This window comes from Microbacterium allomyrinae, from assembly GCF_020682705.1.
Classification (GTDB): Bacteria; Actinomycetota; Actinomycetes; order Actinomycetales; family Microbacteriaceae; genus Microbacterium; species Microbacterium allomyrinae.
In genome coordinates this window covers 550,354-575,212 of record NZ_JAGTTN010000001.1, presented here as the reverse complement: position 1 = coordinate 575,212, position 24,859 = coordinate 550,354, and the positions used below count along the sequence as shown (strand labels likewise).

The following is a 24,859-nucleotide window of genomic DNA, read 5'->3' as shown; positions in this document are numbered from 1 at the left end:
GTCGGCCACGCACCGAAAGGGCACCATGACCATCAACGAACTCGCCATCGACACCGCGGGCGTGCTCCGCGCGGCTCTCGGCGACCGCATCCTCTTCCCGGGTGACGAGGGCTTCGACGCCGCGCGCACGCCCTGGAATGTGGCCATCGACCAGCGGCCCTTCGCGGTGGTTCGTCCCGAGTCGGCCGAAGAGGTGGTGGCCGTCGTGCGTGCGGCCACGGGCGCGGGGCTCCGCATCGCGCCGCAGTCCACCGGCCATGCCGCCGGAGCGCTCGGCGACGCCGATCTGTCGCGCACCGTGCTCGTCTCGCTCGCGGGCCTGCGCGGAGTCGTCGTCGACGCGGCGGCGCAGACGGCACGCGTGCTGGGCGGCTCGCACTGGAACGACGTGCTCGCCGTCGCCGCGCCACACCGGCTGACCGCGCTGCACGGCAGCGCGGGCGACGTGTCGGTGGTCGGGTACAGCCTGAGCGGCGGCCTGTCGTTCTTCGTCCGATCCCGCGGGCTCGGAGTCAACACCGTGCGCGCCGTGCAGATCGTGACCGCCGATGGCGCGCTCGTCCGCGCGAGCGCCGACGAGAACCCCGACCTGTTCTGGGCTGTGCGCGGCGGCGCCGGGGCGTTCGGCATCGTGGTGTCGATCGAGATCGACCTCCTGCCCATCGCCGACATCTATGCCGGCATGCTGCTGTGGGACGCGGAGCGGGCATCCGAGGTGTCCCACGCGTGGGCGGAGTGGACGACATCCGCGCCCGAGACCGCGACGACGACGCTCCGCGTCATGAGCTTCCCGCCGCTGCCCGAGCTTCCGCCGTTCCTCTCGGGGCGCTCCGTCGTCGTCATCGACGGTGCGATCGAAGAGACGGATGCCGCGGCATCCGCCCTTCTCGAGGGCCTGCGTGCACTGCAGCCCGAGATGGACACGTTCGGTCGCATCCCGTCGCCCGCGCTCGTCGCTGTGCACATGGACCCGCCCGAGCCGACGCCCGCGCTCACCGAGCACGCCGTCCTCGATGAGCTGCCGCCCGAAGCCGTGGACGCCTTCGTCGCGTCGTCCCGTATTCCGGGGCTGTTCGTGCAGGAGATCCGCCACATCGGCGGTGCCGCGCAGCGCCGGCCCGCCCACGGCGGCGCGATCGCGTCGCTCGCGGGGGAGTACCTCATTCACTCGATCGCGATCGTGCCGGCGCCCGAGATGGCACCCGGCGCTATGGCCGCGACCCGCGCCGGCGTCGCCGCGCTGGCGCCCTGGCACGCCGATGCGTTGGCGCTGACCTTCATCGACGGCGCGGGGGTCGACCCTGCACGCGCCTACGGCGACGCGTGGGAGCGACTGCGCGAGCTCAAAGCCGCGTACGACCCGGCGAATGTCTTCTCGGCGGCGCGACCGGTCTGAGAACCACGATCGGAGGAAGTGCCGGGCGGGCGCCGGGTGCGCTCTACGCGCGCCCGGCTCGCACCGCTGCCGCGGCATCGGCGGGTGTCCCGTGCCACGGCGCTCCGTGGCCGGGGAGCACCCACGACGCCTGCAGGCCGGCCAGCTTCTCGAGCGACGCGGATGCCTCGGCCGGGTCGTCCGTGAAGGGTGCCGGCTGCAGGCCTTCGCGTCCGGTGAGCACGTGCCGTGTGGTGAGCGCGTCGCCGACGAAGACTGCGCCCGCGAGCGGCACGTGCACCGCGATGCTCCCGGGGGAGTGGCCGGGCATGCCGACGATCACGGGCGACCCCGGCAGTTCAAGGACATCGCCGTCGTGCACCTGCACGACCTCCGAGACGTAGGTGGTGGGCATGGCGCGCTTTCGCAGCGCGTAGGCGAAGAAGCCGAACGTCGGTCCGAGCTTCATGGGCCCCATCGGGGTCTTCGGCTTCTCGCCGGTCCGCGCCCGCTCGGCGTCGGCTTCATGCACGTAGACAGGAACGCCATGCTCGCGGCGCAGCCGTTCCGCGAACCCGATGTGGTCGCTGTCGCCGTGGGTCAGGACGAGGCCGCGGATGTCGTCGGGAGACCTGCCGATCGCGTCGAGTTCGCGCAGCAGGTCGTTCCAATGACCGGGGAGGCCGGCGTCGACGAGGGTGATGCCGTCGTCGGTCACGACCAGGTAGGCGGCGACGATGTCGTTGCCGATGCGACGCAGGTGCGGCCCGAGTTCCATGCTGATGCCCTTCGTTCCAGAGGCGGGGTGGTGATGGCTACGTTACGTAGCTATGATGGCTCACGTCAATAGCCACACAGTCGTCGGCCAGCATGGGGTCGTCGTCGGAAGGGAAGCCGGTTGCCCACTCCCGAACGCACGTCGTTCGCCCAGATCGTCGCGGCCGGACGCGAGATCCTCGAGCACACGGGCCCGGGCGGCCTCACGATGCAGAGCGTCGCGGAACGGGTGGGCGTGCGCGCACCGTCTCTCTATAAGCGGGTCCGTGATCGCGACGCACTGGTGACGGCGGTGGCCGCCGCGACCCTGGACGACCTGACGGAGCGGCTCGAGGCATCCGATCGATCGCTCGAAAGCCTTGCTCGCGTCTACCGGGCGTTCGCGCACGAACGCCCCGAGGGCTTTCGCCTGATGTTCGCCACGGCGGTGCCGCAGCAGGCGCTCGACCGTGCGGGGGCGACGATCGTCGGCAGCGCCGGCGCGATCGCAGGAGGCGAGCATGCTCTCGAGGCCGCACGCCTCGTGGCCGCGTGGGTCACCGGGTTCCTGCAGATGGAGCTCGCCGGAGCGTTCCGGCTCGGCGGCGACGTCGACGACGCGTTCGAGTACGGACTGGTCACGCTGCAGCGAGGGCTGCGAGCGTAGATCGGTTCACGGCGGGCAGCGTCTGGGACGGATCGAGCTATGACGCGAACTGAGGCGCCGGCTCGGTCTTGGCCGTGACGCGACCGCGGATGAAGATGAGCAGCACGAGTCCGGTGATGACGACGACGATGTTGCCGAGCCCCGCGAGCGGCGTGAGCGGCCCGGCGCCGGGGTAGGCGCTCAGGAGGAAGATGCTCGGGTCGGTGCTCGCGTGCAGCAGGATCGGCCAGATGATGTTGCCGGTGACGCGCAGCGCGAGGTACATGCAGATGCCGAACGCGAAGGTGTAGCCCACCTGCAGTGCGGTCGCGAGGAGCGGCTGACCGCCGAACGCGTTGGCGGCGTGCATCGCCGCGAAGATCCCGGCCGAGGCGACGGCGACGACGATCTCGGAGTGGCCGGCGCGACGCATCAGGTTGACGACGAATCCCCGGGTGAGCAGCTCTTCCGCGAAGCCGATGAACAGGCTCGTGAGCAGCCATGCGGCGACGACGGCGAATCCGGCTGCCGCGTAGTCGAGAGAGGCGAACCGGGCGATGTTGGTGATCAGCACCACGGCGACGGCGATCCACATCCATCCGCGGCCTCTGATCGGCTGCGGACCGAAGAGCTCTCGCAGCCAGCCGATCGACCACGCGAACGCCACGAGCAGAACGCCGCCCAGCGCGATGGGCAGGCCGGTGGTGAGCAGGACATTCAGCGGGCTTCCCGCCGGTCCGCCGAGTTGTCCGATACTGAAGAACACTCCGACGGCGATGAGCTGATAGAGCGCGTAGTAGGCGGCCGCGAGCAGCAGCGCCTTCCAGAATCCGCCCCGGTCCCAGAAGCGCTTCCAGGGGGATGACACGTTCTGTTCAGGCATGGGGAGGGGCCTCCGGTCGAGGTGCGCCGATACGCGCCCTGTCATCGAGACTATCGCTCCGGGAGCGCCCCTCCGCGATTGATCGGTTCGCGGCGGCGTGGGGCGCCGGAGCACACACGCCGGGGTGTTGGATATCCCCTATGAGCGGTTTCATCGATCCCACCGCCCGCGCATCTCGTCGAGCGAGCAGGATCGGCGGGCCCGAGGCCTGGCTGGTCTGGGTTCTCGCCACGACCTTCGTCGTCTGGCTGTTCGCGATCCAGACCGGCTACGCCGTCGTCTCGCCGGAGATCCAGGCTTCCGCGGGATTGTCGCTGGCCCAGATCGGCCTCGCGGCGTCCGTCTACACGTGGGTCTTCGCGTTCGTCCAGTTCTTCTCGGGGTCGCTGCTGGACCGCTTCGGAAGTCGACCGCTGCTCGCGATCGCCGTGGCCATGGTCGCCGTCGGCGCCTTCCTCTACGCCGGGACGACCAGCTTCGCCTCCCTCGCGCTGGCGCAGACCGTCCTCGCGCTCGGCGCTTCCTTCGGGTTCGTGGGGGCCGGGTACATCGGTGGCAAATGGTTCCCGGTGGCCCGCTACGGATTGATGTTCGGTCTCGTGCAGGCCGCAGCGAGTCTCGGATCCGCCGTCGGCCAGCCGGCGATCCTCCTCCTGCTCGATGCGCTCAGCTGGCAGCAGCTGCTCCTCGCGTTCGGTTCGTTCGGCGTTCTGCTCACCATCCTGTTCATCGCGATCGTGCGCGATCCGAGCACCGATGCCGCCGGCAGCGAGGTGCGGCATGGCAACGTATTCGGCGAGATCCTCCGCGACCTCGGCCGGTGCTTCGCCAACCCCAACGTCGTGCTGTCGGCGGTCTTCGCCGGCGCGGCGTTCGGCACGATGCTCGCCGTCGGCACCCTGTGGGGTCCACGCATCATGGAGGCGCGCGGCGCATCCACCGACTTCGCCACCGTGCTGACCGCGCTCGCCTGGCTCGGGCTCGCCGTCGGCGCGCCCCTCGTGAACATCGTGTCGGATCGGTGGCACAGCCGGAAGGCGCCCGCGGTGGTATGGCTTCTGCTCCAGGCCGTGACCATCACGTTGGTGATCTATCTGCCCCACGAGGCGAACGGCGTCGCCGTGGTGCTGATGTTCGCGCTCGGACTGTTCTCGGGCGTCCAGATGCTCGGATTCACCGTCGCGGGCGAATCGATCGACGGGTCGCTGATCGGCAGCGCCTCGGCGATCGTCAACGGATTCTGCTTCCTGATCGGGGGACTGCTGACCTCGATTCCCTCCACGCTCATGCCCGCAGATCCCGCGCTGGCGGACTACCAGGCCGCGCTGTGGCTGATGCCGCTCGTGCTGGGGGTCGGCGCGATCGCCGCGGCCCTCCTCCGCCCCAGGTTTGCGGTCTCGATTGTCAAGCACGACGTCTGATCGATAGTGTCCGGAAGTAACCGAAGCGGTGAGGAGCCGATCGACTGATGCCGTACTACCTGCCGCCTGCGAATTCGGGGCACCACGCGATTCGCGGGCACATCGTGACCGTCGTCGCCGATCCCTTCCTCTCCTCTGATGCTCTCGTCGAGCACACCGACGGGCTGATCATCGTCGAGGGCGGTGTGATCGCCGCCGTCGGACCTTACGCCGAGCTCGAAGACAGACTGGGCCCCGATGCCCACATCGATCACCACCCGGACGGGATCATCACCGCCGGCTTCATCGACACCCATGTGCACTACGTCCAGACCGGGATCATCGCCGCCTTCGGTGCGCAGCTGATCGACTGGCTGAACACCTACACGTTCGTCGAAGAGCAGCGGTTCGCCGACAAGACGCACGCCGCCGCGGTGGCATCCGTCTTCTTCGATCAGCTGCTGTCGAACGGCACCACGACAGCGCTCACCTTCTGCGCGGTCTACCCCGAGTCGGTCGACGCGTTCTTCGAAGAGGCGACACGTCGCAACATGCGGATGGCGGGGGGCAAGGTCCTCATGGACCGCAACGCACCCGCCCACCTGCTCGACACCGCCCAGTCCGGCTACGACGACTCCAAGGCCCTGATCGAGAAGTGGCACGGCAAGGGCCGCAACCACTACGCCGTCACGCCGCGCTTCGCGCCGACGAGCACGCAAGGCCAGCTGGATGCCGCAGCCACGCTGCTGAAGGAGCATCCCGGCACCCTCATGCACACGCACGTGAGCGAGAACCTGGGCGAGATCGCCTGGGTGCGCTCGCTCTTCCCGGAGGCGGACGGCTACCTCGACGTCTACGACCGGGCGGGCCTGCTCCAGCCGGGAGCGGTCCTCGCCCACGGCGTCCACCTCACGGCGCATGAGCGTCTGCGCGTGCACGAGACCGGATCCGCGGTGTCGCACTGCCCGACCTCCAACCTGTTCCTGGGCAGCGGCCTGTTCCACGTGCACCAGGCCAAGAACCACACGCATCCGATCAAGGTGGGGCTGGGCACCGACATCGGCGCCGGCACGAGCTTCTCGCTCCTGTCGACGATGAACGAGGCGTACAAGGTCGCGCAGCTCACGCAGTACCCGCTCGACTCGATCAAGATGCTCTATCTCGCGACGCTCGGCGGTGCCGAGGCACTGGGGCTGCAGGACCGCATCGGCTCGATCGAAGTGGGCAAGGAGGCCGATCTCGTGGTGCTCGACACCAAGGCCACCCCGCTGCTGGATTTCCGCAGCGCCCAGGTGCAGTCGCTCGAGGAGCAGCTCTTCGTGCTGGCGGTGATGGGGGATGACCGTGTGATCCAGTCCACCTACATCGCCGGAGACGTCGCGTACTCGCGCGACGGTCACTGAGTCCTCCGCCCTCAACGCTCTCGTCTAGAGAAGGGACACCCATGTCGACCGGACACGCGGCATACCACCACGCTTCCAAGGGATGGTTCAGCGGCCACCGCCGTATCGGAGGCCCGGAGGCGTGGCTCGTCTGGGTTCTCGCGACGGTCTTCGTTGTCTGGCTGTTCGCGATTCAGACCGGCTATGCCGTCGTCTCTCCCGACATCCAGCAGACCGCCAGCCTCACGATCGCTCAGGTCGGTCTCGCGGCGTCGATCTACACCTGGGTGTTCGCGCTCGTCCAGTTCTTCTCCGGTGCCCTGCTCGACAGGTTCGGCTCGCGGCCGCTCATGGCGATCGCGGTCGCCTTCGTCGCGGTGGGCGCGTTCCTCTACGCGGGGACGACCACGTTCGCGACCCTCGCCCTGGCACAGACCGTGCTCGCGATCGGATCGTCGTTCGGCTTCGTCGGTGCCGGATACCTCGGCGGGAAGTGGTTCGACGCCGCCAAGTACGGTCTGATGTTCGGGCTCGTGCAGACCTTCGCCTCGCTGGGCTCGGCCGTGGGCCAGCCGCTGATCCTCGCCGCGCTCGCCCACATGACGTGGCAGGACCTGCTGGTCACGTTCGGCGCGTTCGGCGTGCTGCTCGTGATCCTGTTCGTCGTGTTCGTCCGCAACCCCTCCCCGGAGCCCGGGGTGGAGGCCGCAAAGCCGCAGGGCAACGTCTTCGGCGGCATCTTCCGCGATCTCGGCAAGGCGTTCTCGAACATCAAGGTGGTGCTCTCGTCGATCCTGGCCGGCGCCTCGTTCGGTGCGATGCTCGCCGTCGGCACGCTCTGGGGTCCGCGCATCATGGAGGCGCGGGGGGCCGAGACCGACTTCGCCACGATCCTCACGGCGCTCGCATGGCTCGGCCTCGCAGTCGGAGCACCGATCGTGAATGTCGTCTCGGACCGCTGGCACAGCCGCAAGTGGCCGGCCTTCGGAGGGCTGCTGCTCCAGGCCCTCGCGATCGCGCTGGTGATCTACCTTCCCGCCGAGGGCAAGGGCATCGCCCTCGTGCTCATGTTCGCCATCGGCTTCTTCGCGGGCGCCCACATGCTGGGCTTCACCATTGCGGGCGAGGCGGTGCCGGGCGGGCTGATCGGCAGTGCATCCGCCATCGTCAACGGGGTCTGCTTCATCATCGGTGGCCTGCTGACATCGATCCCGAGCGCGATGCTCCCCGATGACCCGACCCTCGCCGACTTCCAGGCGGCACTCTGGCTGCTTCCCGCGGTGGTCGTCGTCGGCGCGCTCGCGGCGCTGCCCATCTCGGAGAAGAAGGCGGCTCTCGCGAGCTGAGCACACGGATCCCCGCCACCGCATCGCGGAGGCGGGGATCCCGCATTCGCGTCAGCTCAGGCGGCGGGCACTGAGCCAGCGGACCATCTGCGGATCCCGGTGGTCGAAGAACTGCGACGTCGCCTCGTCGAGCGTGGCGATCTTCGCCATGTCGTCGTCCGAAAGGGTGAAGTCGAACACATCGAAGTTCTGCGCCATGCGGTCCGGGTTCACGGTCTTCGGAATCACGACGACGCCGCGCTGGATCATCCAGCGCAGCACGACCTGAGCGACCGACTTGTCGTACGCCGCGCCGATCTCGGCGAGCAGCGAGTTCGTGAACAGGCCGTTCTTGCCCTCGGCGAAGGGGCCCCACGCCTCGATCTGCACCCCTTCGGCCTTGAGGATCTCGTGGTACTCGGTCTGCTGGTGGAAGGGGTTCGTCTCGATCTGGTTGACCGCCGGCGTGATCTCGTTGTTGATGATCAGATCGAGCAGCCGGTCGGCGGCGAAGTTCGAGACGCCGATCGCGCGGGCGCGGCCATCCTTGTTGAGCTTCTCCATCGCACGCCACTGCGCGTAGTAGTCACCGAACGGCTGGTGGATCAGGTACAGATCGAGATAGTCGAGGCCGAGTTTGCGCAGTGAGGTCTCGAACGCGCGCGTCGTGTTCTCCTCGCCGGGATCCTGCACCCAGAGCTTGGTGGTGATGAACAGCTCGTCGCGAGGGATGCCGGACGTGGCGATCGCGGCGCCGACGGCCTCTTCGTTGCCGTAGGCGGCGGCGGTATCGATGAGCCGGTAGCCCGCGGCGAGAGCGGCGCTGACGGCCGCTTCGGTCTCTTCGGGGCCGACCTGGTAGACGCCGAAGCCGAGGATGGGCATTTCGACGCCGTTGTTCAGGGTGACGGTTTGCATGAAAGTGCCTTTCGCTGGGTTCGCCGTCCAGTCCACCGCGGATTGCACGGATGTGACAGTGACGGCCTATCCGTGTACCGCCAGTCACTGCCAGGCGGCGCCCGCGCGACGTACCGTGGCGGTATGGAGCATCAGACCGAGGTGAGTGAATTCCTCCGCACACGTCGGGAGCGTCTCACTCCCGAGCAGGTGGGAATCATCGGCGGAGGGCGCCGGCGTGTGCCCGGACTGCGCCGCGAAGAGGTTGCGATGCTCGCCGGGATGAGCGTCGACTACGTCGCGCGGATGGAACGCGGAAACCTGGCCGGCGTCTCACCCGAGCTTCTCGGCGCGCTCGCCCGCGCTCTTCGGCTCGACGAGGCCGAGACCGCGCATCTGCACGACCTCGCGCGCGCTGCAGCACCGGTCTCGCCGCGCCGCAAGCCCCGCGGATCCGTCGCTGTCGTGCCGCCGACGCTGAACCGATTCCTCGATGCGGTCACCGCCACTCCCGTCTGGGTGCGCAACACGAGGATGGACTACGTCGCCGGCAACGATCTCGGACGGGCCCTGTTCGCTCCCATGCTCGACGATCCCGCGAGCCGCGGGAACAACGCGCTGTGGACCTTCCTCAGCCCGGCCGCCCGCCTGTACTACCCGGACTGGGAGCAGGGCGCCGACAGTGTCGTCGCGTCGCTGCGCAGCGACGCCGGGCGCACCCCCCACGACAAGGGGCTCACCGACCTGATCGGTGAGCTCGTCACCCGCAGCGACGACTTCCGGCAGCGGTGGGCGAAGCACGATGTGCGTTTCCACCGAGTCGGGACCAAGCGGATCCACCACCCCGCCGTCGGCGACCTGGAGTTCGACTTCGAGGCGTTCGAGATGCCCGGCCAACCGAGCCTCACGATGTTCGCCTTCACCACGCGGGCAGGCTCCCCGAGCGAGGACCGCATGAGGCTGCTCGGAAGCCTCGCCGCGACGAGCGAGCTCCAGCCCGAGCGCTGAGCAGATCCTCAGTCGGGCGGTGTGCGCAAGACGACGAAGGTCGTGACTGCGAGCACGAGGATTCCGATCGACTCGACGATCACGGTCGTGGGAACCAGCGTGAAGTCCCAGGTCTGGGTGATGCCGAAGAGCCCGACGGTCAGCGCGAGGACGAGCGCCAGCAGTGTGGCGATGAGGAACAGCAGACTCAACACGGTCGCCGCCTGCAGAAGCCTGCCGTGCAGCACGACCATTGCGATCGCGAGGACCAGCGCCGCCACGGCATTGAGCACGAACATCACGCCGAGGATGCCGCCGACCCCATTGAAGACGAGGTACAGATGGATTCCCCCTGCGGCGACGAGGAGGACGGCGCTGAGGATCCGCAGGACCCATAGGCCCCGCTGAGGTGTTTCGGTCATCGGCCCACTCCATTCCTTCGGTGACCCGCCTCGGTGCGGGTGGTCTCCACGGGCCTTCGGGCGACGAGCCACAGCACGTCCCGTCCGAACGACTCCAGCAGCAGCGCGAGGGCGATCAGCGTCACCGCCGCGCACGCCCACATCGGCGGGACTCCGGTGGCAGCGATGGTCAGAGCGATTCCGGCGAAGGCCGTGACCACCTTGCGCCAATGCCGCGGTGGCAGCGTCACCCGCATCCACGGCACGAGCCATCCCGCGACGATGAAGGCATATCGCAGCAGTCCGATCGCGAGCACCCACCACCCCAGCGACGGGACGACATACGCGCTGAGGACGAGCAGGAGGAAGGCATCCACCTCCATGTCGAAGCGCGCCCCGAGCGCGCTCTCGGTGCGCGTGCGTCGCGCGAGCCATCCGTCCACCGCGTCGAGCACCAGTGCGACGCTCGCCAGCACGATCATCAGAGGCACCCGCACCGGTGCGCCGAACGACGTCGCGACGATGGCGGTGATCAGGGCCACCAGGGTCGAACGCGTCGTCGTCGCCCAGTTGCCCGCCCCGAAGGTGGTCATTCCGCTCTGGCGCAAGCCCCTGGCGAGCAGTCCGTTGGACGCGACAAGGTAGAGGAGTCCGGCGGTCCATCCGGCCGCGGAGAGTGGGGAGACGCGGTCGAGCGCGACCAGGCCGAGCACCCCCGCCGCGATCGACGAGAGCGGAGCGAAATGAACCTTCGGCATAGGGAGCTCCGTTTCTCCGTCATGGATACCACTGGGTACACGTTCGCGGAGAGGGTCTCGGTTCAATCGATCGGGGCCGTCGGCCGATGATGGCTACGGCGTACTGGGTGGAGGCCCCCGCGCAGGGAGCGTTGCGAGGTGAGGCTGTGCCGCGTCCCGAGGCGGGCGAGGCGCTCGTCCGGACGCTGTACACCGGCATCAGCCGGGGCACCGAGTCGATCGTGTTCCGTGGCGAGGTGCCCCGCAGCGAGTGGGAACGCATGCGCGCTCCGTTCCAGGAGGGCGACTTTCCCGCGCCGGTGAAGTACGGGTACCTGAACGTCGGGGTCGTCGAGCAGGGGCCGGTCGAACTCGTCGGGCAGACCGTGTTCGCCCTGTACCCGCATCAGTCCGTGTTCGTCGTCCCCGCGTCGTCCGTCGCGGTCGTCCCGGACGACGTTCCGCCGCGACGGGCGGTCCTCGCGGGCGCGGTCGAGACCGCGGTGAACATCCTCTGGGATGCCGCGCCGCTGGTCGGCGATCGGCTCACCGTGGTGGGCGCGGGGATGATCGGCTGCGCGGTGGCCCGGCTGGCACGCGGCATCCCGGAAGTCGAGGTCGTCGTCGTCGACATCGATCGGGCGAAGGAGCAGGTGTGCGCGAGCCTGGGCGTCGCGTACGCCCATCCCGACGATGCCCCGAAGGAGCGCGACCTGGTGATCGACACCAGCGGGTCGGGCGACGGTCTGCAGCTGGCTATCGACACCGCCGCGATCGAGGGCGAGATCATCGAGGCCAGCTGGTTCGGCGATCGCGCCGTGAGTGTGCGGCTCGGGGGAGCATTCCACTCCCGGCGTCTGACGATCGGCTCGAGCCAGGTCGGGATGGTCGCAGCCCGCCGGCGGGGGACGCGTTCGGCGGGCGACCGGCTCGGCCTCGCCCTGCGGCTGCTGCGAGATCCCGCGTTCGACGATCTGCTCACCGGTGAGTCGTCGTGGCGCGACCTGCCTGCCGTCATGGCCCGGATCGCGGCAGGATCCTCGCCCGGTCTCTGTCACACGATCGACTGGAGGGACTCCGAATGACCTACTCCGTCACCGTCCGCGACCACATGATGATCGCCCACAGCCTGGCAGGCGAGTCGTTCGGACCGGCGCAGCGACTGCACGGCGCCACCTACGTCGTGGACGCCACCTTCCGTGCCGGCGCCCTCGACGCGGACGGCGTGGTGGTCGACATCGGGCGGGCGGCCGACGTGCTGCACGGCATCCTCTCCGCACTCTCGTATCGCAACCTCGATGAAGAGCCGGAGTTCGCCGGCGTCAACACGACGACCGAGCACCTCTGCAGTGTCATTGCGGGGCGCCTCGTCGACGCCGTGCGCACGGGCGGCCTCGGCGCGAGGCACCTGTCGGGCATCGAGGTCACGCTGCGCGAGTCGCACATCGCCTGGGCCTCGTTCGAGGTGCAGTTGTGACCGCGCCCGCGCCGATCGTGTGGTTCGTCGTGCCCGAGGGCTTCGACGATCCCGACCGTGTGAGCGGAGGCAACGTCTACGACCGGCGGGTGGGTGCAGAGCTGAGCGGCCTCGGCTGGGACGTCCGTACTGTGGCCGCCGGCATCCCGGTCGTCACGGCCACGACGAATCCGTTCGAACGCATCCCGGACGGCGCGCTCGTGCTCGTCGACGGCCTGGTGGCGGTCGAAGCGCCCGCTGCGCTCGAGGGCGCCGCCGGGCGGCTGCGCGTCGTCGTGCTCGTGCACATGGCGGCCGGAGCCTTCGCCGACGCCGATCCTCTGAGAATCGAGGGCGAACGGCGGACGCTTCCCCTCGCCGGGCGCGTCATCGTGGCGAGCGAGTGGCTGCGAGACGAGCTCGAGGACCGAGGGCTCAGCACACCCGAGCGCCTCGTGGTGGCGACACCCGGATCGGACGAGGCGGCACCGGCAGCCGGCACCCCGACGGGCGGCTCTATCCTGTGCGTGGGCGTCGTGGCTCCCCACAAGGGTCAGGACACGCTGATCGACGCACTGGCCGCCCTCGGCCCCGACCCGTCGTGGACCTGCACGTTCGCCGGGTCCGTCGAGGCCGATCACGGCTTCGCGGCCCGGGTGGCGGCCTGCGCCGACCAGGCGGGGCTGTCGGCGCGGATCACGTGGGCGGGGGTGCTGAACGCTCTCGAACTCGATGACGCGTACTCCCGCGCCGATGTGCTGATCGCGCCGTCTCGCACGGAGAGCTATGGAATCGCGGTCGGCGACGCGCTCCGCCGGGGCATCCCGGTGATCGCCAGCCGGGTGGGTGGGATCGCCGAGTCCGCGCATCCGGAGGACGCGGCCATCCTGGTGCCGCCGCAGGATCCGAGGGCGCTCGGCGAGGCGCTGCGTCAGTGGATCGAGGATCCCGCGCTCCGTGCGCGGATGTCCGCCGCGGCGAGGCGCGCCGCCCCGATCCGCAAGCGCTGGAGCGACACTGCGCGCACCATCGACTTCACGCTCAGGGGGATGCCGTGAGCGTGGTGATCCCGGTGTCGGCCGACTGGCTGACCCTGCGGGAAGACGCGGATGCCGGCGCTCGTTCCCGTGCGCTCGCGCTGCGGGCCGGGAGGATGCTGCGTCCACCGGTCATCGTGCACGATCTCGGCAGCGGAACCGGATCGATGGTGCGATGGTGCGCGCCGCTGCTACCGGGACCGCAGACGTGGGTGCTGCACGACTGGAACGATGCGCTCCTCGACCACGCGGCGAAGGCATCCGCTCGCGACCGTCATGGTGCCCCGATCACGGTGCGCACCCGGGTCGGCGAACTCGGACACCTGCGGGGTCGTGATCTCGGCGGGGCGTCGCTCGTCACGGCATCGGCGCTGCTGGATGTCCTCTCCGCCGACGAGGTCGCCGCGATCGTCGCGGCGTGCCTCGAGGCCGGAGCATCCGCCCTGTTCAGTCTGTCGGTGACGGGGCGCGTCACGCTCGACCCCGTCGACCCGGGCGACGGCGTATTCGAGAGGGCCTTCGACGACCACCAGCGGCGCACGCTCGACGATCGGCGTCTTCTCGGGCCGGACGCCGTGGCCGTCATGGCCGATCTCTTCCGGTCCGCGGGCTGGTCGGTTCGCCTCGCGGACTCTCCCTGGCGACTGGATGCTCGCGACCGCGCACTCATATCGGAGTGGCTCGACGGATGGCTCGGTGCCGCCGTCGAGGAGCGGCCGGCATTGCGCGAGTGGGCGGCGGAGTATGCCCGGACGCGCGCCGCGCAGATCGCCCGCGACGGCCTGCGGGTCGTCGTGCACCACGTCGACCTCCTCGCGTGGCCGCCATGAGCGTCATGAAGCCCCCGGTGGGCCGACGGGCAGGAGTGCTGCCCCGATGGCAACCGTGGGTGCGAGCGGTGATCGGTGCCGGCATCCTCGTGGCGATCGTCTCGGTCGCGGGTGCGGAGCCCTTCGTCCGCGGTATCGCGTCGGTGTCGCCGGCGGCGATCGCGGCTGCGACGCTGCTCGCGGCGATCGCCACCGCGGCCGCGGCCTGGCGATGGCGCCTCCTCGCCCGGCGCCTCGGGCTGCGGCTCGGCTGGAGGGAGTCCATCGCCGCCTACTACCGGTCGCAGTTCCTCAACACGGTGCTGCCCGGTGGTGTCGTGGGGGACGTCGATCGCGCCGTGTCGCACGGTCGCGGCGTGGACCAGGTCGCTCAGGCCGCGCGCGCCGTCGCGGCCGAGCGCGCGTCGGGTCAGGCGGTCCAGCTCGTGCTGGCCGTGGCAGTGGTGGTGTCGGTCGGATTCTCGGCCTACGCTCCGGGCATGGCAGTGCTGCTCGTGTTGTGCGGAGCGGTCGTCGTGGTGATCGTGGCCGCCGCGGTGAGCCGTCGCACACGACTCGCGCTCGGGCGCGAGGTCGCGATCCTCCGTGGAGCGTTCGGCTCGGTCGGCACCGTGGTGGGCGTGGTGGCCGCATCCACGGTCGTGGTGACCGCGCACGTCGCCACCTTCCTCGTCGCGTGCGCGGCCGTGGGTATCGCCGCCTCGGCAGAGCAGGTGACGGTCGCGGCGGTCGTCGCCGTACTCGCGTCCTCCATCCCGCTCAGTCTCGGCGGCTGGGGCCCTCGTGAGGGTGCGGCCGCGTGGGCATTCGGTGCGGCCGGGCTCGGCGCGGCGGCGGGTCTCGCCGCCGCCACCGCGTACGGCGTGCTGGCGATGATCGCCGTGGCCCCCGGTGCCGTCGTCGTCGCAGTCTCGCTGCTGCATCGCCGCCGCGTCTTCGCCGGGGCCGCAGGACGGGCAGCATCATGACCCTGCCGTACATCACCCTCAGCTGCGCGATGTCGATCGACGGCTACCTCGACAGCGAGGCGCCACGCCGTGTGGCGATGTCCAACGCGGAGGACTTCGACCGTGTCGATCAGCTGCGTGCCGACAGCGACGCGATCATGGTGGGGGCGTCGACCGTACGGCGCGATGATCCTCGTCTGCTGGTGCGCAGCGCCGACCGCCGGCTGGAGCGCGTCGCAGCCGGGAGAAGCATGACCCCCGTGAAAGTCACGGTCACTGCGAGCGGCGATCTTCCGGTGGAGTCGTCGTTCTTCACCTCCGGCGACGTCGACAAGATCGTCTACTGCCCGCGCGCGGAGGCCGCCCGGATCGCGAGCACCCTGGGCGGGAACGCCACGGTCGTCGCTCTGCGCAACGAGGTGACGATGCGGGACGTGGCGGAGGACCTCGCGGAACGCGGCGTTCGGAGACTGATGGTCGAAGGTGGCGGACGCCTGCACACCCAATTCCTCCGGGAGGACATCGCCGACGAGCTGCAGCTCGTGATCGCGCCGTTCTTCGTCGGGGAATCGCGTGCGCCGCGGTTCGTCGAGGCAGGCGCCTTCCCCTGGACGGCGACGCGAAGGGCCAGGTTGGCCGACACCCGACGGATCGGCGATGTGGTCCTGCTCCGCTATGCGCTCTCCGAGAGGTTCGAGGCGGCAGCTTCGGCAGCTTCGGCAGCTCGTGTCGGCGCCGACGCCGTGGATCGGGTGGGCGCGGACCGTGACCGGACGGCGTGAGACCCCGTTCGACGATCGCGGAGAACACGGTGGGGCGATGCTCACGCTGCTCGCCGGCGCGACTCTGCTCGTGGCGCCACTTGTACCAGGCGCGCTGAGCAGGGAGAGCCCGCAAGAGTTTCTGGGCATCCCCGTGGAGTCCGTCATCATCGTTCTCCTCCTGCTCATCGTCGTGCGAGCTCCGCTGCAGGTGCTCGCTGCCGCGGTCTTCGGCGCCGTCGTCCTCGCCGCCGTCCTCGTCTCCTCCCTCGACCTGGCGTTTCGCGAGACGATCGACCGTCCGTTCAATGCCGCAGAAGACGGCGGCGCCCTCGTCGACGCCTTCGGTGTGGTGCAAAATGCCCTGGGCGCCGTCGGCGCGACCACGGTCCTGGCGGGCGTCGGCGCGCTCGTGGTGGCGTTCGGTGCTGTCGTCGCGCTCGCAGCCTTGCGCGTCGGCCGACGGCTGAGCCAGAGGCGACGCGGTCGTGCAGCGGTCGCCGTTGTCGCGACGGTGTGGATCGTCTGCTCGCTCGTGGATGCTCAGCTGGTGTCCGGTGCTCCGGTCGCGGCATCCCGAACAGGCGACACGCTCGTCGCCAGCTCTGCGCGCGTCGTCGCCAGCATGCAGGAGCAGCGGGCCTTCGAACGCGCCCTGACCTCCTCCGATCCGCTGGATGACATGCCACGCGCACGACTGCTGACAGGGCTCGCGGGCAAAGACGTCGTCGTCGCCTTCGTGGAGAGCTACGGCCGAGTCGCGGTGCAGCCGTCGCCGTTCACCGACGGAATCGCGCGCACCCTCGACGAGGGGGAGACCACCCTCACGCGTCACGGCTTCGCTGCGCGCAGTGCGTTCCTGTCGTCACCGACGTTCGGCGGGGTGAGCTGGCTGGCGCACGCGACGCTGCAGAGCGGGGTGTGGGTGGACTCGCCGCGCAAGTACGACCGGCTGCTCTCGCAGGATCGCACGACACTCACCAGCGTCTTCGAAAGGGCGGGCTGGCGCACGATGGCGGTCGTGCCCTCGAACGAGCGTGGGTGGGAGGCGGGGGAGTCCTTCTACGGATTCGACACGATCCTCGACGCCCGCAGCATGGGGTATCGAGGACCCGCCTTCGGATATGCGCGGATGCCCGACCAGTACACCTGGAAGGTCTTCCACGACCACGCTTCCGACAACGGGTCGGGCCCCTTGATGACGGAGATCGACTTCGTCTCGTCGCACACGCCCTGGACGCCGCTGCCGCGCATGGTGTCGTGGAGCGACCTCGGAGACGGGTCGGTGTTCGCGCCGCAGGCGGCGGGCGAATCGGCGCTCGCCGCCTGGAGCGACCCCGAGCGCGTCCGCGCGCTGTACGCGGAGTCGGTGGAGTACTCGCTGGCGGCGATGTTCTCCTACCTCGAGACGTTCGGCCATGACGACCTCGTTCTGATCGTGCTCGGCGATCATCAGCCGGCCCGCATCGTGAGCGGCCCGCGCGCCGACCACGACGTGCCGATCACGATCATCGCCAAAGACGGCGCGATCTTCGAATCGATCCAGGCGTGGGGCTGGGAGGAGGGCGTCCGGCCTTCGGAGGTCGCACCCGTGTGGCGGATGGACGAGTTCCGCGACCGCTTCGTCGACGCTTTCAGCGGCTGACGTGTGAGCGCCGCGCAACAGCGAACGCCAGCGGATTGCCCGCTCGTGGGCGAATCACCCGCCCGCCACGGGTTGCTGATGCCCGGCATCCGCGTCGGGTTCTCGCTCCACGCCCGGTCCGGGTCCGGGCCTCACCGCGGCTGTGTCGGCGATGTCGATGCGGGTGTTGCCATCGACGTGAGACACCTCGATCCGCGGAGCTGCGTCAGCGTCGGTCGACTTCTCGGCTCGCAGCAGCTGATCACGGCGCTTCTGCTCTTCGGTCATCTCGTGCTCGGTCGATTCGGTCATGGCGCCTACGGTAGGGCGCAACGCCGGCGCGGCCATGGCCCTGGCTCGATGTCGACGTCCGTGATATGCGGTCGCGGCAGGACGCGGCGGCGGCCGTGAAGGATTCCGCCGCGGAATCAGTTGAGGCAGTGAAGAGGGAGGCTCATGTCGGGGTGGTCTCGGGCTCCGCGCCGGAGTCCTTCGTCTCGCGACCGCGCTTGACGGCACCGGTCAGCAGCTTCACACCGGCGCCGAGCACGATCAGGTTGAGGATCATCTGGATCGTCACGACGACCCGTGCGGTCTGGCTGGCAGCGCTGATGTCGCCGAACCCGACCGTGGAGAAGATCGTGACGGTCAGATAGAGCGCGTCCACCCGCGTTATCGAGTCGGCGGTGAAGCTCGACGGGTCGTCGAGCGCCATCAGAAAATACGTCGCCGCGAACAGAAGGAGGTAGAGCGGAGCGATGATCGCGAGTGCTTCGATGCCACGCAGGCCCGGCTGCTCCGACCGCAGGATCGCGCGGACCTGCCATACGGTCACGATGAGCAGGATGAGGGGCGCCGCGATCAGCATCACCGAGAGCGGCAGCCTGCCGATCCCGTCCAAGGGCACCAGGAAGTAGAGTGCCACGAGGACCAGCGTCATGACCGCCGCTCGCCCGAGGCCCCGCAGGATGAACCGTCGGCGCTCGCGGCGGGTCAGCCCGCGGTTCGCTGCATCGTCCATGCGCGTGTGTCGTCAGACCGCGACGCCGGCACCCGGAAGCGTGCCCGACACGACGGCATCCGCGAACGGGGTGTCGTCGAGATCGTTCTGGTGGGCGCGTGCCGGTCGCGCTGCGAAATCCGCCGGTGACGGAAGAGTCTGGGCGAGGGTCGTCGTGGGTGCAGCGGTGTTTGACATGGTGACTACCTCCAGTGCTGGTGTGATGATCACATTGGCGCGCCCGGCGTTGGCGGACATCACCCGTTTCGTGTGAACTGAGTGCGGAGCGAGCGCATGAGAGCGCTTCATCTCATCTGCATGATGCCGTCCGATCGCATCTGTCGTCCACTTGGTCGTGCGCACAACGCAGAAGGTGAGGGACCAGTGAACTACACGGAACGGCTTCGTCGGCTCGCGTTCAACGACGACGCCTTAGCGGACGACCTGCCTTCGGCGCTGACCAGACTCGGGCTCGACGCGAAGACGCTCGCCCTCGCGCGGGTCGCCGCACTGGTCGCGATGGGTGCGCCCGAGGCATCGTTCGCCTCTCAAGTAGACGCCGCGATCAGCGCCGGCGCGACGGCGAGCGATGTCGTGGACGTTGTCGAGGGCGTGGTCGTGGTGGTGGGCCTGCCACGAGCGGTTGCGGCCGCGCCGAAGATCGCGATCGTGCTCGGCCATGACCTCTACGACGACGAGGACACCGGCAGAGCCACAGGGGCGGCACGCGCCTAAGCGCCGAGCAGACCCACCTCGGTCGCGCGCCCGACCGCCTCACTCCGGCTCGAGACGCCCAGCTTGCGGTAAACCGACCCGACCTCCGTGCTCACGGTGTTGCGAGAGAGGAAGAGCCGCTCTCCGATCTCTCGGATCGAGAGATGCGTCTGCAGATAAGGCAGCAATCGCAGCTCGGCGGGGGTGAGGGGCGGACCGCTGACGACCCTCGCATCGCGACTCGAGTTCATCGCCGCGCGAAACTCATCGACCTGTACGAGGAGCGTCCCGAGCCCCGAGCGGTGCAAGAGGATGTCGTCGATCTCGCGCACCAGGTGATGGGCCGTCGTCTGGTCGCCCAGCGCCCAGTAGACCTTCGCGAGCTCCAGCCGTCCGCGCACCGCGAGGTACGGCATGACGTGTGTGCAGTCCGGTCGGGCGCGCATCGCCCGGGTGAGGTGGCGCTGCACACCTTCGAGGTCTCCTCGGTGCAGCGCCAATCGTGCTCCCCCTGCGAACGCGAGCACCGAAGTCGAGTAGTCGGACATGCTCTGCTCTCGGATGGCGGTCATCGCCACGTCGACATGTTCAGCGGCCTCCACCCACAGGCCGCTGTTCATCGTGAGGACGGCGAGTTCCATCTCGCATCCGACGACGATATCGCTGTTGCCCTGTGACGCTGCCGCGACGGAACCCTCGCGGAATGCCGCGTCGGCAGTGTCGAGTTCGCCGACGAGCAGCAGCGCTTCGCCGAGCAGATACAGCGCCTGATCTCGCCACGGACTCGACATCGATTCGGCGGCGACGCTCAGTCTCGCGTCCTCGAGCGCGCGTGCCGGACCCTCCGCACACATGAATGATCGGAGCATCGCCCAGCCTGAGGCAAAAGATGCGGTGCCATCATCGGGGACACCGTCATACGAGGAGTGATCCAGGATCGTCGCCCAGTGTTCGGCCTCGTTCACGCGCCCGGTCAGCACCGCCATCCAGCCGGCGATCACTGCCAGGGGCGGGTAGTCCTGGACCGCGGCGTCGCCCAGGGACGTGCACCAACGCTGCACCGTGCGCATCAGCCCCGCCTGGTGTGTGGCGAGCGCCGTCATCGAGATGAGACGCGTCGCCCGCGCCCGCTTCGTCGGCAGGTTCAGAAGGTGCTCGATCGCCATCGCAGGCGATCCGTTCTGCTCGAACCAATCGGCCGCCCGCAGGTGCAGATCGACGATCGCCTTCGGCTCGCTCCGCCGAAGTTCGCTGAGCAGGAACTCGCGAAAGAGATCGTGGTATCGATACCACCCGCGACGTCGATCGAGCGGCACGAGGAAGACATCCCGTGCTTCCAGTTCGCGCAGGACGTTCTGCGCGTCACCTGTCTCCAGCACCGCGTCGCACAGCGCTCCTGACATCCGATCCAGCACGGCGGTCCGGCGTAGGAACTCCTGATGGTGCGGAGGAAGGTTCATCATGGCTTCGCGGTAGAGATAGTCCGCAACGTAGCGATCATCACCGCTGACAGCCATCTCGCCGCCGTCGCGCGTGATCGCAGAAGCCAGGAAAACCCCCACCGGCCAACCCTCGGTGCGTTTGATCAGCTCCGCCGCATCCTCGGCGGACAGCGCCAACTCGGCTCCCGCGAACACCCGCCGCGCTGCCGCTTCATCGAATGCGAGTTCGGCGGGCGTGATTTCCACGGATTCCCCGTGCGCACGGGCCTGCGCGAGGTGCGGCTGATCGCCGCGGCTCGCTGCGACGAGCTGCGACCCTGGGGGCACGCCGGCGATCACGACGCCGAGAACGTCGTGGCACTCGGGATTACGCAGCACATGGAGGTCGTCGAGGATGATCACAAAGGGTGCGCGCCGCGACTTCAATGCGGCAGCGACGATCGGCGCTGCCCGTCCCAGAGGAGAGGCGCCCAGGCGCCGCACGTCCGCCGGGAGGCGCTCGGCGGACGGCGTGATCACAGCGATCGCGGCGGCGATCAGCGTGAGCAGCACAATCGGATCGTCGTCGAATCGGTCGAGGGAGATCCATGCGACCGGTCGGCTTTCGGTCTCCGCCCACTGCGTGAGCAGGATCGTCTTGCCGTAACCGGCCGGCGCCGTGACGCTGACCACGCAGCGCGCGCTGGATCGAGCGCGCCCGATGATCTCGGCGCGATTGACAGCACCCCGAGCCGTGATCCGCGGAGGGGCCAGCTTCGCGTCGAGGAGCTGTCGATCCAGCTCCACCTCCGGCGGCGCGAGCGCCGGGGCTTCCTGTCGCACGGACGAAGCTTAGTGACCCGCGGTCGGCTGCTCAAGGATTCTCGTCGCGGGGGTCGGTGGCGGTTCTCTCGTCAGGCGTCGTCGTCCTCATACTCGTACTCGTCCTCGAGTTCCGCGATCTCGAGTTCTTCCAGCGCGATTTCGGCGGCAAGCGCCTTGACGATATTGCCCGTCGCCGCGGCGACCTTCGCCGTGCCGACGATCGGCGCGATCGCGGTGAGAACACCGCGGAGGCTCTCGACGTCCAGGCCGACCAGGCCCCCGGCCTTGAGGTTGAGCGCGTACGACACCGGCGCTGCGTCGACGGCGACGAGGGCGGCGACCCGCACGAGGACGAGCGTCTCGGAGTCGAGGCTGGATGACTCGACGGAGTCGGCGGTCATTCGCGCGAGGAGTTCGAGGACGGGACGGTCGTCGGGGTTGGTGGTGTCAGACATGATGAACCTTTCCGTGGTGTGCGGACCACGCTCGATCGCGGCGGTCCAAGCCCATTGCACCCGTCGGCCGACTCGCTCGCATCATGGAGATCGCATGAAGAACTCCGTGTCCCGCTCGCGTCGCGCGGGATCGTCGGCTCGATGGCCGCGCCTGCGAGAAGAGGCCCGCAACGCACTTCGCACAATCTGCGTGACGCGGCGCGAATCGCGGACGGCCAGAGTGTCCCGCATGAGCGAATCCGACGGACGGCCCAGCCGCAGACGACGCGGGTTCGGCAGGCAACGTCGTACGACAGTCGCTGTCGTGCCGGATGCCGCGCAGTCCAGCGCCGATCCGCCGGATTCCGCGGCGCGGCGCGGCATCCTCGCACTGCTCGAGCGACCGCTGACGATCGCGTTCGTCGCCACGCTCGGCGTCCTGGGCGCTCTGATCGTCGGGGTGGCGCTCGGATCGATCACCACACTGCTTCTGCAGATCGCGTTGGCCATGTTCATCGCGCTGGGGCTCGACCCGATCGTGCGGACGTTGGAACGGCGCGGGATGAAGCGAGGCACGGGCATCGCCATCGTTTTCGGGGGCTACGCGTTGGTGTCCGCCGCGTTCCTCTTCTTCGTCCTGCCGCCGGTGATCACTCAGATCGCCGAGTTCGTCGAGCACCTGCCGCAGGCGGCGGACGAGATGGTCCAATCCGACTGGTTCACCGCGCTTCCGCTCGACCTCCGCGTCGCGGTAGCCGGGGGTCTGGCCACGATCGCCGACACGCTTCATCAGCCGGAGACGATCGCCGCGATCGGCGGGGGAGTGCTCGCCGCCGCAGCCGGACTGTTCAACGCGATCTCTGCCGGCTTCATCATCGTCGCGCTGACGCTCTACTTCCTGGCGTCGCTCGATGGGATGAAGCAGGGGCTCTACTCGCTCGTCCCGTCTCGCGACCGCGTCACGGTCGCGGGACTCACCGAGCAGGTCACCGCATCCGTGGGTGCTTCGCTGCTCGGCTCGCTCACACTGTCCGCGCTGAACGGCGTGGTCGTGTTCCTCATCTACTTCTTCCTCGGTCTGCCCTATGCGGCGCTGATGGCGCTCATCGCCTTCATCATCACGTTCATCCCCCTGTTCGGGTCGCTGATCTTCCTCGTCCTGGGGGCGGTCGTCGCGCTGTTCAGCAGTCCGACGCAGGCGCTCATCTTCTTGATCGCGTACTTCGTCTACATCCAGGTGGAGTCATACGTGGTCAGCCCTCGCGTGATGACGAAAGCGATCTCGATCCCACCCGCGCTGGTCCTCATCGGAGCGATGGCGGGGGCGGCGATGCTCGGCGTGATCGGAGTGCTGCTGGCGCTGCCCGTCATCGCCTCACTGCTGCTCATCATCCGCCAGGTGATCGTGCCGAAGCAGAACCTCAAGATCTGAACTGAACCCAGAGGAGACAGAGAAATGACGAAGACACGGACAGGCGTTTCGGCGGAAACGCTGGCCTCGATCTCCACACCCGACCACATCGATACCCGTCTCGGACCGCTCGACTTCGTCGACGGCGCACCCAGCGAAGCGACCGCCGAACTGCTCTACGACCACTGGGCGTTCATCAACGGGGTCAAGGCGTTCGTGGACGGCTACCCCGGTGCCTCACTGGTCGGCATCCGTCGCGGGTTCCGCTCCATCGGCGTTGAGGACAACTCCCTTCTGCTCTTCTCCGAGTTGATGGACTCGGCATCGGTGTTCCTGACCGCCAACACCGACACCGTCTACGCCCTCGGCTTCCTCGATCTGAGCGACGGCCCGATGATCGTCGATGTTCCCTCGATCCCGGCACCCTCGGGCTTCCTCGGCACCGTGGACGACATGTGGTTCCGGTGGATCACCGACATGGGGCTTCCGGGTCCTGACCGTGGCCACGGCGGCCGATACCTGCTCGTGGGCCCGGAGTTCGAAGGCACGCTTCCCGACGGCGGATTCTTCGTGTCTCATTCCCGCACCAACCGGGTGATCCTGCTGCTTCGGGCATTCATGATCGACAACGACCCCAGTGCAGCACTCGACGCGATCCACAACCGCCTCCGCATCTCGCACTACACGCCGGGTGGGATGGGCACGGCCGTCGCCACCTTCCTTGCTGGCGACTCGCCGCTCGCGGGCCCCGCGCCCGCCGAGGAGACGATCATCGTCGAGGGTTCTCACGTGTCGTTCAACACGGTGCCTCCCAGCGATTGGAGCTACTGGGAGGTCCTGAAGGAACTCATCGACGATGAACCGGTCGGTTCTGGCGACCCGGAACTGCTCGGGATGCTGGCCGCTGTCGGCATCTCGAAGGGGAAGGAGTTCGCGCCCGATCCGCGGATGCGTCGGATTCTGGAGCAGGCGGTGGCGGTGGGCAACGCCACTGCGCGCACGATCACGTTCGCACCCCGTGACGACGAGGAGTTCTCCTATTACCCCGGCTCTCGCTGGATCAACATGCTCTTCAAGGGCGGCTACGACTTCTTGACGCCGCCTCCCGAGATCACCCCGGACGGTGTTGTGGCGTACGAGGGCGACGGTGCGCGCAAGATCGATTCGCGTATCGCCTTCTTCTACCCGGCGACCGGGGTCACCCCGGCGATGTGCATGCGCCTGACCGGGATCGGATCGCAGTATCTGATCGCGACTCGCGACGCCAATGGAGAGTTCTTCGACGGTGCGCGCGACTACCGGATCACGCTGCCCGCCGACATCCCGCAGAGCAGGTTCTGGTCGGTGATCCTCTACGACCGGCAGACCCGATCGATGCTGCAGACCGACCAGCCGCACCCGTCGATCGGCAGCCAAACGGGAACCGTGAAGGCGAACGACGACGGCAGCACGACGATCCACATCGGGCCCACCGCACCCGAAGGTGCGGAAACGAACTGGCTGCAGTCGATTCCCGGCAAGGGCTACTTCGTGACCCTGCGCTTGTACAACCCGCTCCAGTCGTTCTTCGACAAGAGCTGGCGACCAAGCGAAATCCAGCCGGTCTGAGA

Annotated in this window: 26 protein-coding genes; 16 read left to right on the top strand and 10 right to left on the bottom strand. The window is 68.6% G+C overall.

Going from position 1 to position 24,859, the window contains the following annotated elements:
• The first annotated feature begins 25 nt into the window (after positions 1 to 25).
• On the top strand, positions 26 to 1,396 hold the full coding sequence (locus KEC57_RS02740; RefSeq protein WP_229382968.1) for an FAD-binding oxidoreductase: 1,371 nt from the start codon (positions 26 to 28) through the stop codon (positions 1,394 to 1,396).
• Between the two features lie 43 nt (positions 1,397 to 1,439).
• Here KEC57_RS02740 and KEC57_RS02735 read toward each other — a convergent pair whose 3' ends face one another.
• Positions 1,440 to 2,153 carry an MBL fold metallo-hydrolase gene (locus KEC57_RS02735; protein ID WP_229382967.1) on the bottom strand — a complete coding sequence of 238 codons (714 nt, stop codon included), beginning with the start codon at positions 2,151 to 2,153 and terminating at the stop codon, positions 1,440 to 1,442.
• A gap of 120 nt (positions 2,154 to 2,273) precedes the next feature.
• Here KEC57_RS02735 and KEC57_RS02730 point away from each other — a divergent pair, with 120 nt between their 5' ends.
• Complete coding sequence (locus KEC57_RS02730; RefSeq protein WP_229382966.1) at positions 2,274 to 2,798, top strand: TetR/AcrR family transcriptional regulator; 525 nt, start codon at positions 2,274 to 2,276, stop codon at positions 2,796 to 2,798.
• A 37-nt stretch (positions 2,799 to 2,835) separates the two neighbouring features.
• On the opposite strand, the gene KEC57_RS02725 is transcribed toward KEC57_RS02730, so the two are convergent.
• The gene (locus tag KEC57_RS02725) at positions 2,836 to 3,660 is read right to left on the bottom strand and encodes a CPBP family intramembrane glutamic endopeptidase (protein WP_229382965.1); all 825 of its coding nucleotides are present in this window, start codon (positions 3,658 to 3,660) and stop codon (positions 2,836 to 2,838) included.
• A 140-nt stretch (positions 3,661 to 3,800) separates the two neighbouring features.
• On the opposite strand from KEC57_RS02725, the gene KEC57_RS02720 reads away from it, so the two are divergent.
• Genes KEC57_RS02720 through KEC57_RS02710 form a run of 3 tightly spaced genes read left to right on the top strand, consistent with a single transcriptional unit; the run spans position 3,801 to position 7,788 of the window.
• Entirely contained in the window at positions 3,801 to 5,081 is a 1,281-nt protein-coding gene (locus KEC57_RS02720; protein WP_229382964.1) for an MFS transporter, read from the top strand.
• 47 nt (positions 5,082 to 5,128) lie between these two features.
• Positions 5,129 to 6,463, top strand: coding sequence for a guanine deaminase (gene guaD, locus KEC57_RS02715; RefSeq protein WP_229382963.1), 1,335 nt, complete (start codon positions 5,129 to 5,131; stop codon positions 6,461 to 6,463).
• Positions 6,464 to 6,504: 41 nt separating this feature from the next.
• Positions 6,505 to 7,788, top strand: a complete 1,284-nt coding sequence (locus tag KEC57_RS02710; RefSeq protein ID WP_229382962.1) for an MFS transporter — start codon at positions 6,505 to 6,507, stop codon at positions 7,786 to 7,788.
• Between the two features lie 51 nt (positions 7,789 to 7,839).
• On the opposite strand, the gene KEC57_RS02705 is transcribed toward KEC57_RS02710, so the two are convergent.
• On the bottom strand, positions 7,840 to 8,685 hold the full coding sequence (locus tag KEC57_RS02705; RefSeq protein WP_229382961.1) for an aldo/keto reductase: 846 nt from the start codon (positions 8,683 to 8,685) through the stop codon (positions 7,840 to 7,842).
• A 123-nt stretch (positions 8,686 to 8,808) separates the two neighbouring features.
• Here KEC57_RS02705 and KEC57_RS02700 point away from each other — a divergent pair, with 123 nt between their 5' ends.
• The gene (locus KEC57_RS02700) at positions 8,809 to 9,672 is read left to right on the top strand and encodes a helix-turn-helix transcriptional regulator (protein ID WP_229382960.1); all 864 of its coding nucleotides are present in this window, start codon (positions 8,809 to 8,811) and stop codon (positions 9,670 to 9,672) included.
• 8 nt (positions 9,673 to 9,680) lie between these two features.
• Here KEC57_RS02700 and KEC57_RS02695 read toward each other — a convergent pair whose 3' ends face one another.
• A complete protein-coding gene (locus KEC57_RS02695) occupies positions 9,681 to 10,073 on the bottom strand; it encodes a hypothetical protein (protein WP_229382959.1) in 393 nt (130 codons plus the stop codon).
• Complete coding sequence (locus tag KEC57_RS02690; RefSeq protein ID WP_229382958.1) at positions 10,070 to 10,810, bottom strand: CDP-alcohol phosphatidyltransferase family protein; 741 nt, start codon at positions 10,808 to 10,810, stop codon at positions 10,070 to 10,072. The genes KEC57_RS02695 and KEC57_RS02690 overlap by 4 nt, the downstream gene beginning before the upstream one ends.
• A gap of 146 nt (positions 10,811 to 10,956) precedes the next feature.
• On the opposite strand from KEC57_RS02690, the gene KEC57_RS02685 reads away from it, so the two are divergent.
• Genes KEC57_RS02685 through KEC57_RS02655 form a run of 7 tightly spaced genes read left to right on the top strand, consistent with a single transcriptional unit; the run spans position 10,957 to position 17,465 of the window.
• Positions 10,957 to 11,874: a zinc-dependent alcohol dehydrogenase gene (locus tag KEC57_RS02685; RefSeq protein ID WP_308187561.1), complete on the top strand. Its 918-nt coding sequence runs from the start codon at positions 10,957 to 10,959 to the stop codon at positions 11,872 to 11,874.
• Positions 11,871 to 12,266 (top strand): 6-pyruvoyl trahydropterin synthase family protein, encoded by a 396-nt coding sequence (locus KEC57_RS02680; RefSeq protein ID WP_229382956.1) that lies wholly within the window; start codon positions 11,871 to 11,873, stop codon positions 12,264 to 12,266. Before KEC57_RS02685 ends, KEC57_RS02680 begins: the two co-directional genes overlap by 4 nt.
• Positions 12,263 to 13,303, top strand: coding sequence for a glycosyltransferase family 4 protein (locus KEC57_RS02675; RefSeq protein ID WP_229382955.1), 1,041 nt, complete (start codon positions 12,263 to 12,265; stop codon positions 13,301 to 13,303). The genes KEC57_RS02680 and KEC57_RS02675 overlap by 4 nt, the downstream gene beginning before the upstream one ends.
• Positions 13,300 to 14,112, top strand: coding sequence for a small ribosomal subunit Rsm22 family protein (locus tag KEC57_RS02670; RefSeq protein WP_229382954.1), 813 nt, complete (start codon positions 13,300 to 13,302; stop codon positions 14,110 to 14,112). Before KEC57_RS02675 ends, KEC57_RS02670 begins: the two co-directional genes overlap by 4 nt.
• Complete coding sequence (locus KEC57_RS02665; RefSeq protein ID WP_229382953.1) at positions 14,109 to 15,080, top strand: lysylphosphatidylglycerol synthase domain-containing protein; 972 nt, start codon at positions 14,109 to 14,111, stop codon at positions 15,078 to 15,080. The genes KEC57_RS02670 and KEC57_RS02665 overlap by 4 nt, the downstream gene beginning before the upstream one ends.
• Entirely contained in the window at positions 15,077 to 15,841 is a 765-nt protein-coding gene (locus tag KEC57_RS02660; protein ID WP_229382952.1) for a RibD family protein, read from the top strand. The genes KEC57_RS02665 and KEC57_RS02660 overlap by 4 nt, the downstream gene beginning before the upstream one ends.
• Positions 15,842 to 15,878: 37 nt before the next feature.
• Positions 15,879 to 17,465: an alkaline phosphatase family protein gene (locus tag KEC57_RS02655; RefSeq protein WP_229382951.1), complete on the top strand. Its 1,587-nt coding sequence runs from the start codon at positions 15,879 to 15,881 to the stop codon at positions 17,463 to 17,465.
• Positions 17,466 to 17,519: 54 nt separating this feature from the next.
• On the opposite strand, the gene KEC57_RS02650 is transcribed toward KEC57_RS02655, so the two are convergent.
• The 3 genes from KEC57_RS02650 to KEC57_RS02640 form a co-directional block, all read right to left on the bottom strand.
• A complete protein-coding gene (locus KEC57_RS02650; RefSeq protein ID WP_229382950.1) occupies positions 17,520 to 17,756 on the bottom strand; it encodes a multidrug transporter in 237 nt (78 codons plus the stop codon).
• Between the two features lie 142 nt (positions 17,757 to 17,898).
• Positions 17,899 to 18,465 carry a potassium channel family protein gene (locus KEC57_RS02645; RefSeq protein WP_229382949.1) on the bottom strand — a complete coding sequence of 189 codons (567 nt, stop codon included), beginning with the start codon at positions 18,463 to 18,465 and terminating at the stop codon, positions 17,899 to 17,901.
• Between the two features lie 12 nt (positions 18,466 to 18,477).
• Entirely contained in the window at positions 18,478 to 18,642 is a 165-nt protein-coding gene (locus KEC57_RS02640) for a hypothetical protein (protein WP_229382948.1), read from the bottom strand.
• Positions 18,643 to 18,828: 186 nt separating this feature from the next.
• On the opposite strand from KEC57_RS02640, the gene KEC57_RS02635 reads away from it, so the two are divergent.
• Positions 18,829 to 19,179 (top strand): carboxymuconolactone decarboxylase family protein, encoded by a 351-nt coding sequence (locus tag KEC57_RS02635; protein WP_229382947.1) that lies wholly within the window; start codon positions 18,829 to 18,831, stop codon positions 19,177 to 19,179.
• Here the strand turns inward: KEC57_RS02635 and KEC57_RS02630 are convergent.
• Positions 19,176 to 21,422 carry a winged helix-turn-helix domain-containing protein gene (locus tag KEC57_RS02630; protein WP_229382946.1) on the bottom strand — a complete coding sequence of 749 codons (2,247 nt, stop codon included), beginning with the start codon at positions 21,420 to 21,422 and terminating at the stop codon, positions 19,176 to 19,178. The two genes, KEC57_RS02635 and KEC57_RS02630, sit on opposite strands and share 4 nt — an antisense overlap.
• A 71-nt stretch (positions 21,423 to 21,493) precedes the next feature.
• Positions 21,494 to 21,859, bottom strand: coding sequence for a carboxymuconolactone decarboxylase (locus tag KEC57_RS02625; protein ID WP_229382945.1), 366 nt, complete (start codon positions 21,857 to 21,859; stop codon positions 21,494 to 21,496).
• Between the two features lie 229 nt (positions 21,860 to 22,088).
• Here KEC57_RS02625 and KEC57_RS02620 point away from each other — a divergent pair, with 229 nt between their 5' ends.
• Both KEC57_RS02620 and KEC57_RS02615 read left to right on the top strand, forming a co-directional pair.
• The gene (locus KEC57_RS02620) at positions 22,089 to 23,270 is read left to right on the top strand and encodes an AI-2E family transporter (protein WP_229382944.1); all 1,182 of its coding nucleotides are present in this window, start codon (positions 22,089 to 22,091) and stop codon (positions 23,268 to 23,270) included.
• Between the two features lie 24 nt (positions 23,271 to 23,294).
• Positions 23,295 to 24,857 carry a DUF1254 domain-containing protein gene (locus KEC57_RS02615; RefSeq protein ID WP_229382943.1) on the top strand — a complete coding sequence of 521 codons (1,563 nt, stop codon included), beginning with the start codon at positions 23,295 to 23,297 and terminating at the stop codon, positions 24,855 to 24,857.
• The last annotated feature ends 2 nt before the right edge of the window (positions 24,858 to 24,859 follow it).

What these genes read in the sequence shown, in the direction of transcription:
- KEC57_RS02740 (WP_229382968.1), top strand. Translation starts at nt 26, where the DNA reads ATGACCATCAACGAACTCGCCATCGACACCGCGGGCGTGCTCCGCGCG.
- KEC57_RS02735 (WP_229382967.1), bottom strand. Translation starts at nt 2,153, where the DNA reads ATGGAACTCGGGCCGCACCTGCGTCGCATCGGCAACGACATCGTCGCC.
- KEC57_RS02725 (WP_229382965.1), bottom strand. Translation starts at nt 3,660, where the DNA reads ATGCCTGAACAGAACGTGTCATCCCCCTGGAAGCGCTTCTGGGACCGG.
- KEC57_RS02720 (WP_229382964.1), top strand. Translation starts at nt 3,801, where the DNA reads ATGAGCGGTTTCATCGATCCCACCGCCCGCGCATCTCGTCGAGCGAGC.
- guaD (WP_229382963.1), top strand. Translation starts at nt 5,129, where the DNA reads ATGCCGTACTACCTGCCGCCTGCGAATTCGGGGCACCACGCGATTCGC.
- KEC57_RS02710 (WP_229382962.1), top strand. Translation starts at nt 6,505, where the DNA reads ATGTCGACCGGACACGCGGCATACCACCACGCTTCCAAGGGATGGTTC.
- KEC57_RS02705 (WP_229382961.1), bottom strand. Translation starts at nt 8,685, where the DNA reads ATGCAAACCGTCACCCTGAACAACGGCGTCGAAATGCCCATCCTCGGC.
- KEC57_RS02700 (WP_229382960.1), top strand. Translation starts at nt 8,809, where the DNA reads ATGGAGCATCAGACCGAGGTGAGTGAATTCCTCCGCACACGTCGGGAG.
- KEC57_RS02695 (WP_229382959.1), bottom strand. Translation starts at nt 10,073, where the DNA reads ATGACCGAAACACCTCAGCGGGGCCTATGGGTCCTGCGGATCCTCAGC.
- KEC57_RS02690 (WP_229382958.1), bottom strand. Translation starts at nt 10,810, where the DNA reads ATGCCGAAGGTTCATTTCGCTCCGCTCTCGTCGATCGCGGCGGGGGTG.
- KEC57_RS02680 (WP_229382956.1), top strand. Translation starts at nt 11,871, where the DNA reads ATGACCTACTCCGTCACCGTCCGCGACCACATGATGATCGCCCACAGC.
- KEC57_RS02665 (WP_229382953.1), top strand. Translation starts at nt 14,109, where the DNA reads ATGAGCGTCATGAAGCCCCCGGTGGGCCGACGGGCAGGAGTGCTGCCC.
- KEC57_RS02660 (WP_229382952.1), top strand. Translation starts at nt 15,077, where the DNA reads ATGACCCTGCCGTACATCACCCTCAGCTGCGCGATGTCGATCGACGGC.
- KEC57_RS02655 (WP_229382951.1), top strand. Translation starts at nt 15,879, where the DNA reads ATGCTCACGCTGCTCGCCGGCGCGACTCTGCTCGTGGCGCCACTTGTA.
- KEC57_RS02650 (WP_229382950.1), bottom strand. Translation starts at nt 17,756, where the DNA reads ATGACCGAATCGACCGAGCACGAGATGACCGAAGAGCAGAAGCGCCGT.
- KEC57_RS02645 (WP_229382949.1), bottom strand. Translation starts at nt 18,465, where the DNA reads ATGGACGATGCAGCGAACCGCGGGCTGACCCGCCGCGAGCGCCGACGG.
- KEC57_RS02640 (WP_229382948.1), bottom strand. Translation starts at nt 18,642, where the DNA reads ATGTCAAACACCGCTGCACCCACGACGACCCTCGCCCAGACTCTTCCG.
- KEC57_RS02625 (WP_229382945.1), bottom strand. Translation starts at nt 21,859, where the DNA reads ATGTCTGACACCACCAACCCCGACGACCGTCCCGTCCTCGAACTCCTC.
- KEC57_RS02620 (WP_229382944.1), top strand. Translation starts at nt 22,089, where the DNA reads ATGAGCGAATCCGACGGACGGCCCAGCCGCAGACGACGCGGGTTCGGC.
- KEC57_RS02615 (WP_229382943.1), top strand. Translation starts at nt 23,295, where the DNA reads ATGACGAAGACACGGACAGGCGTTTCGGCGGAAACGCTGGCCTCGATC.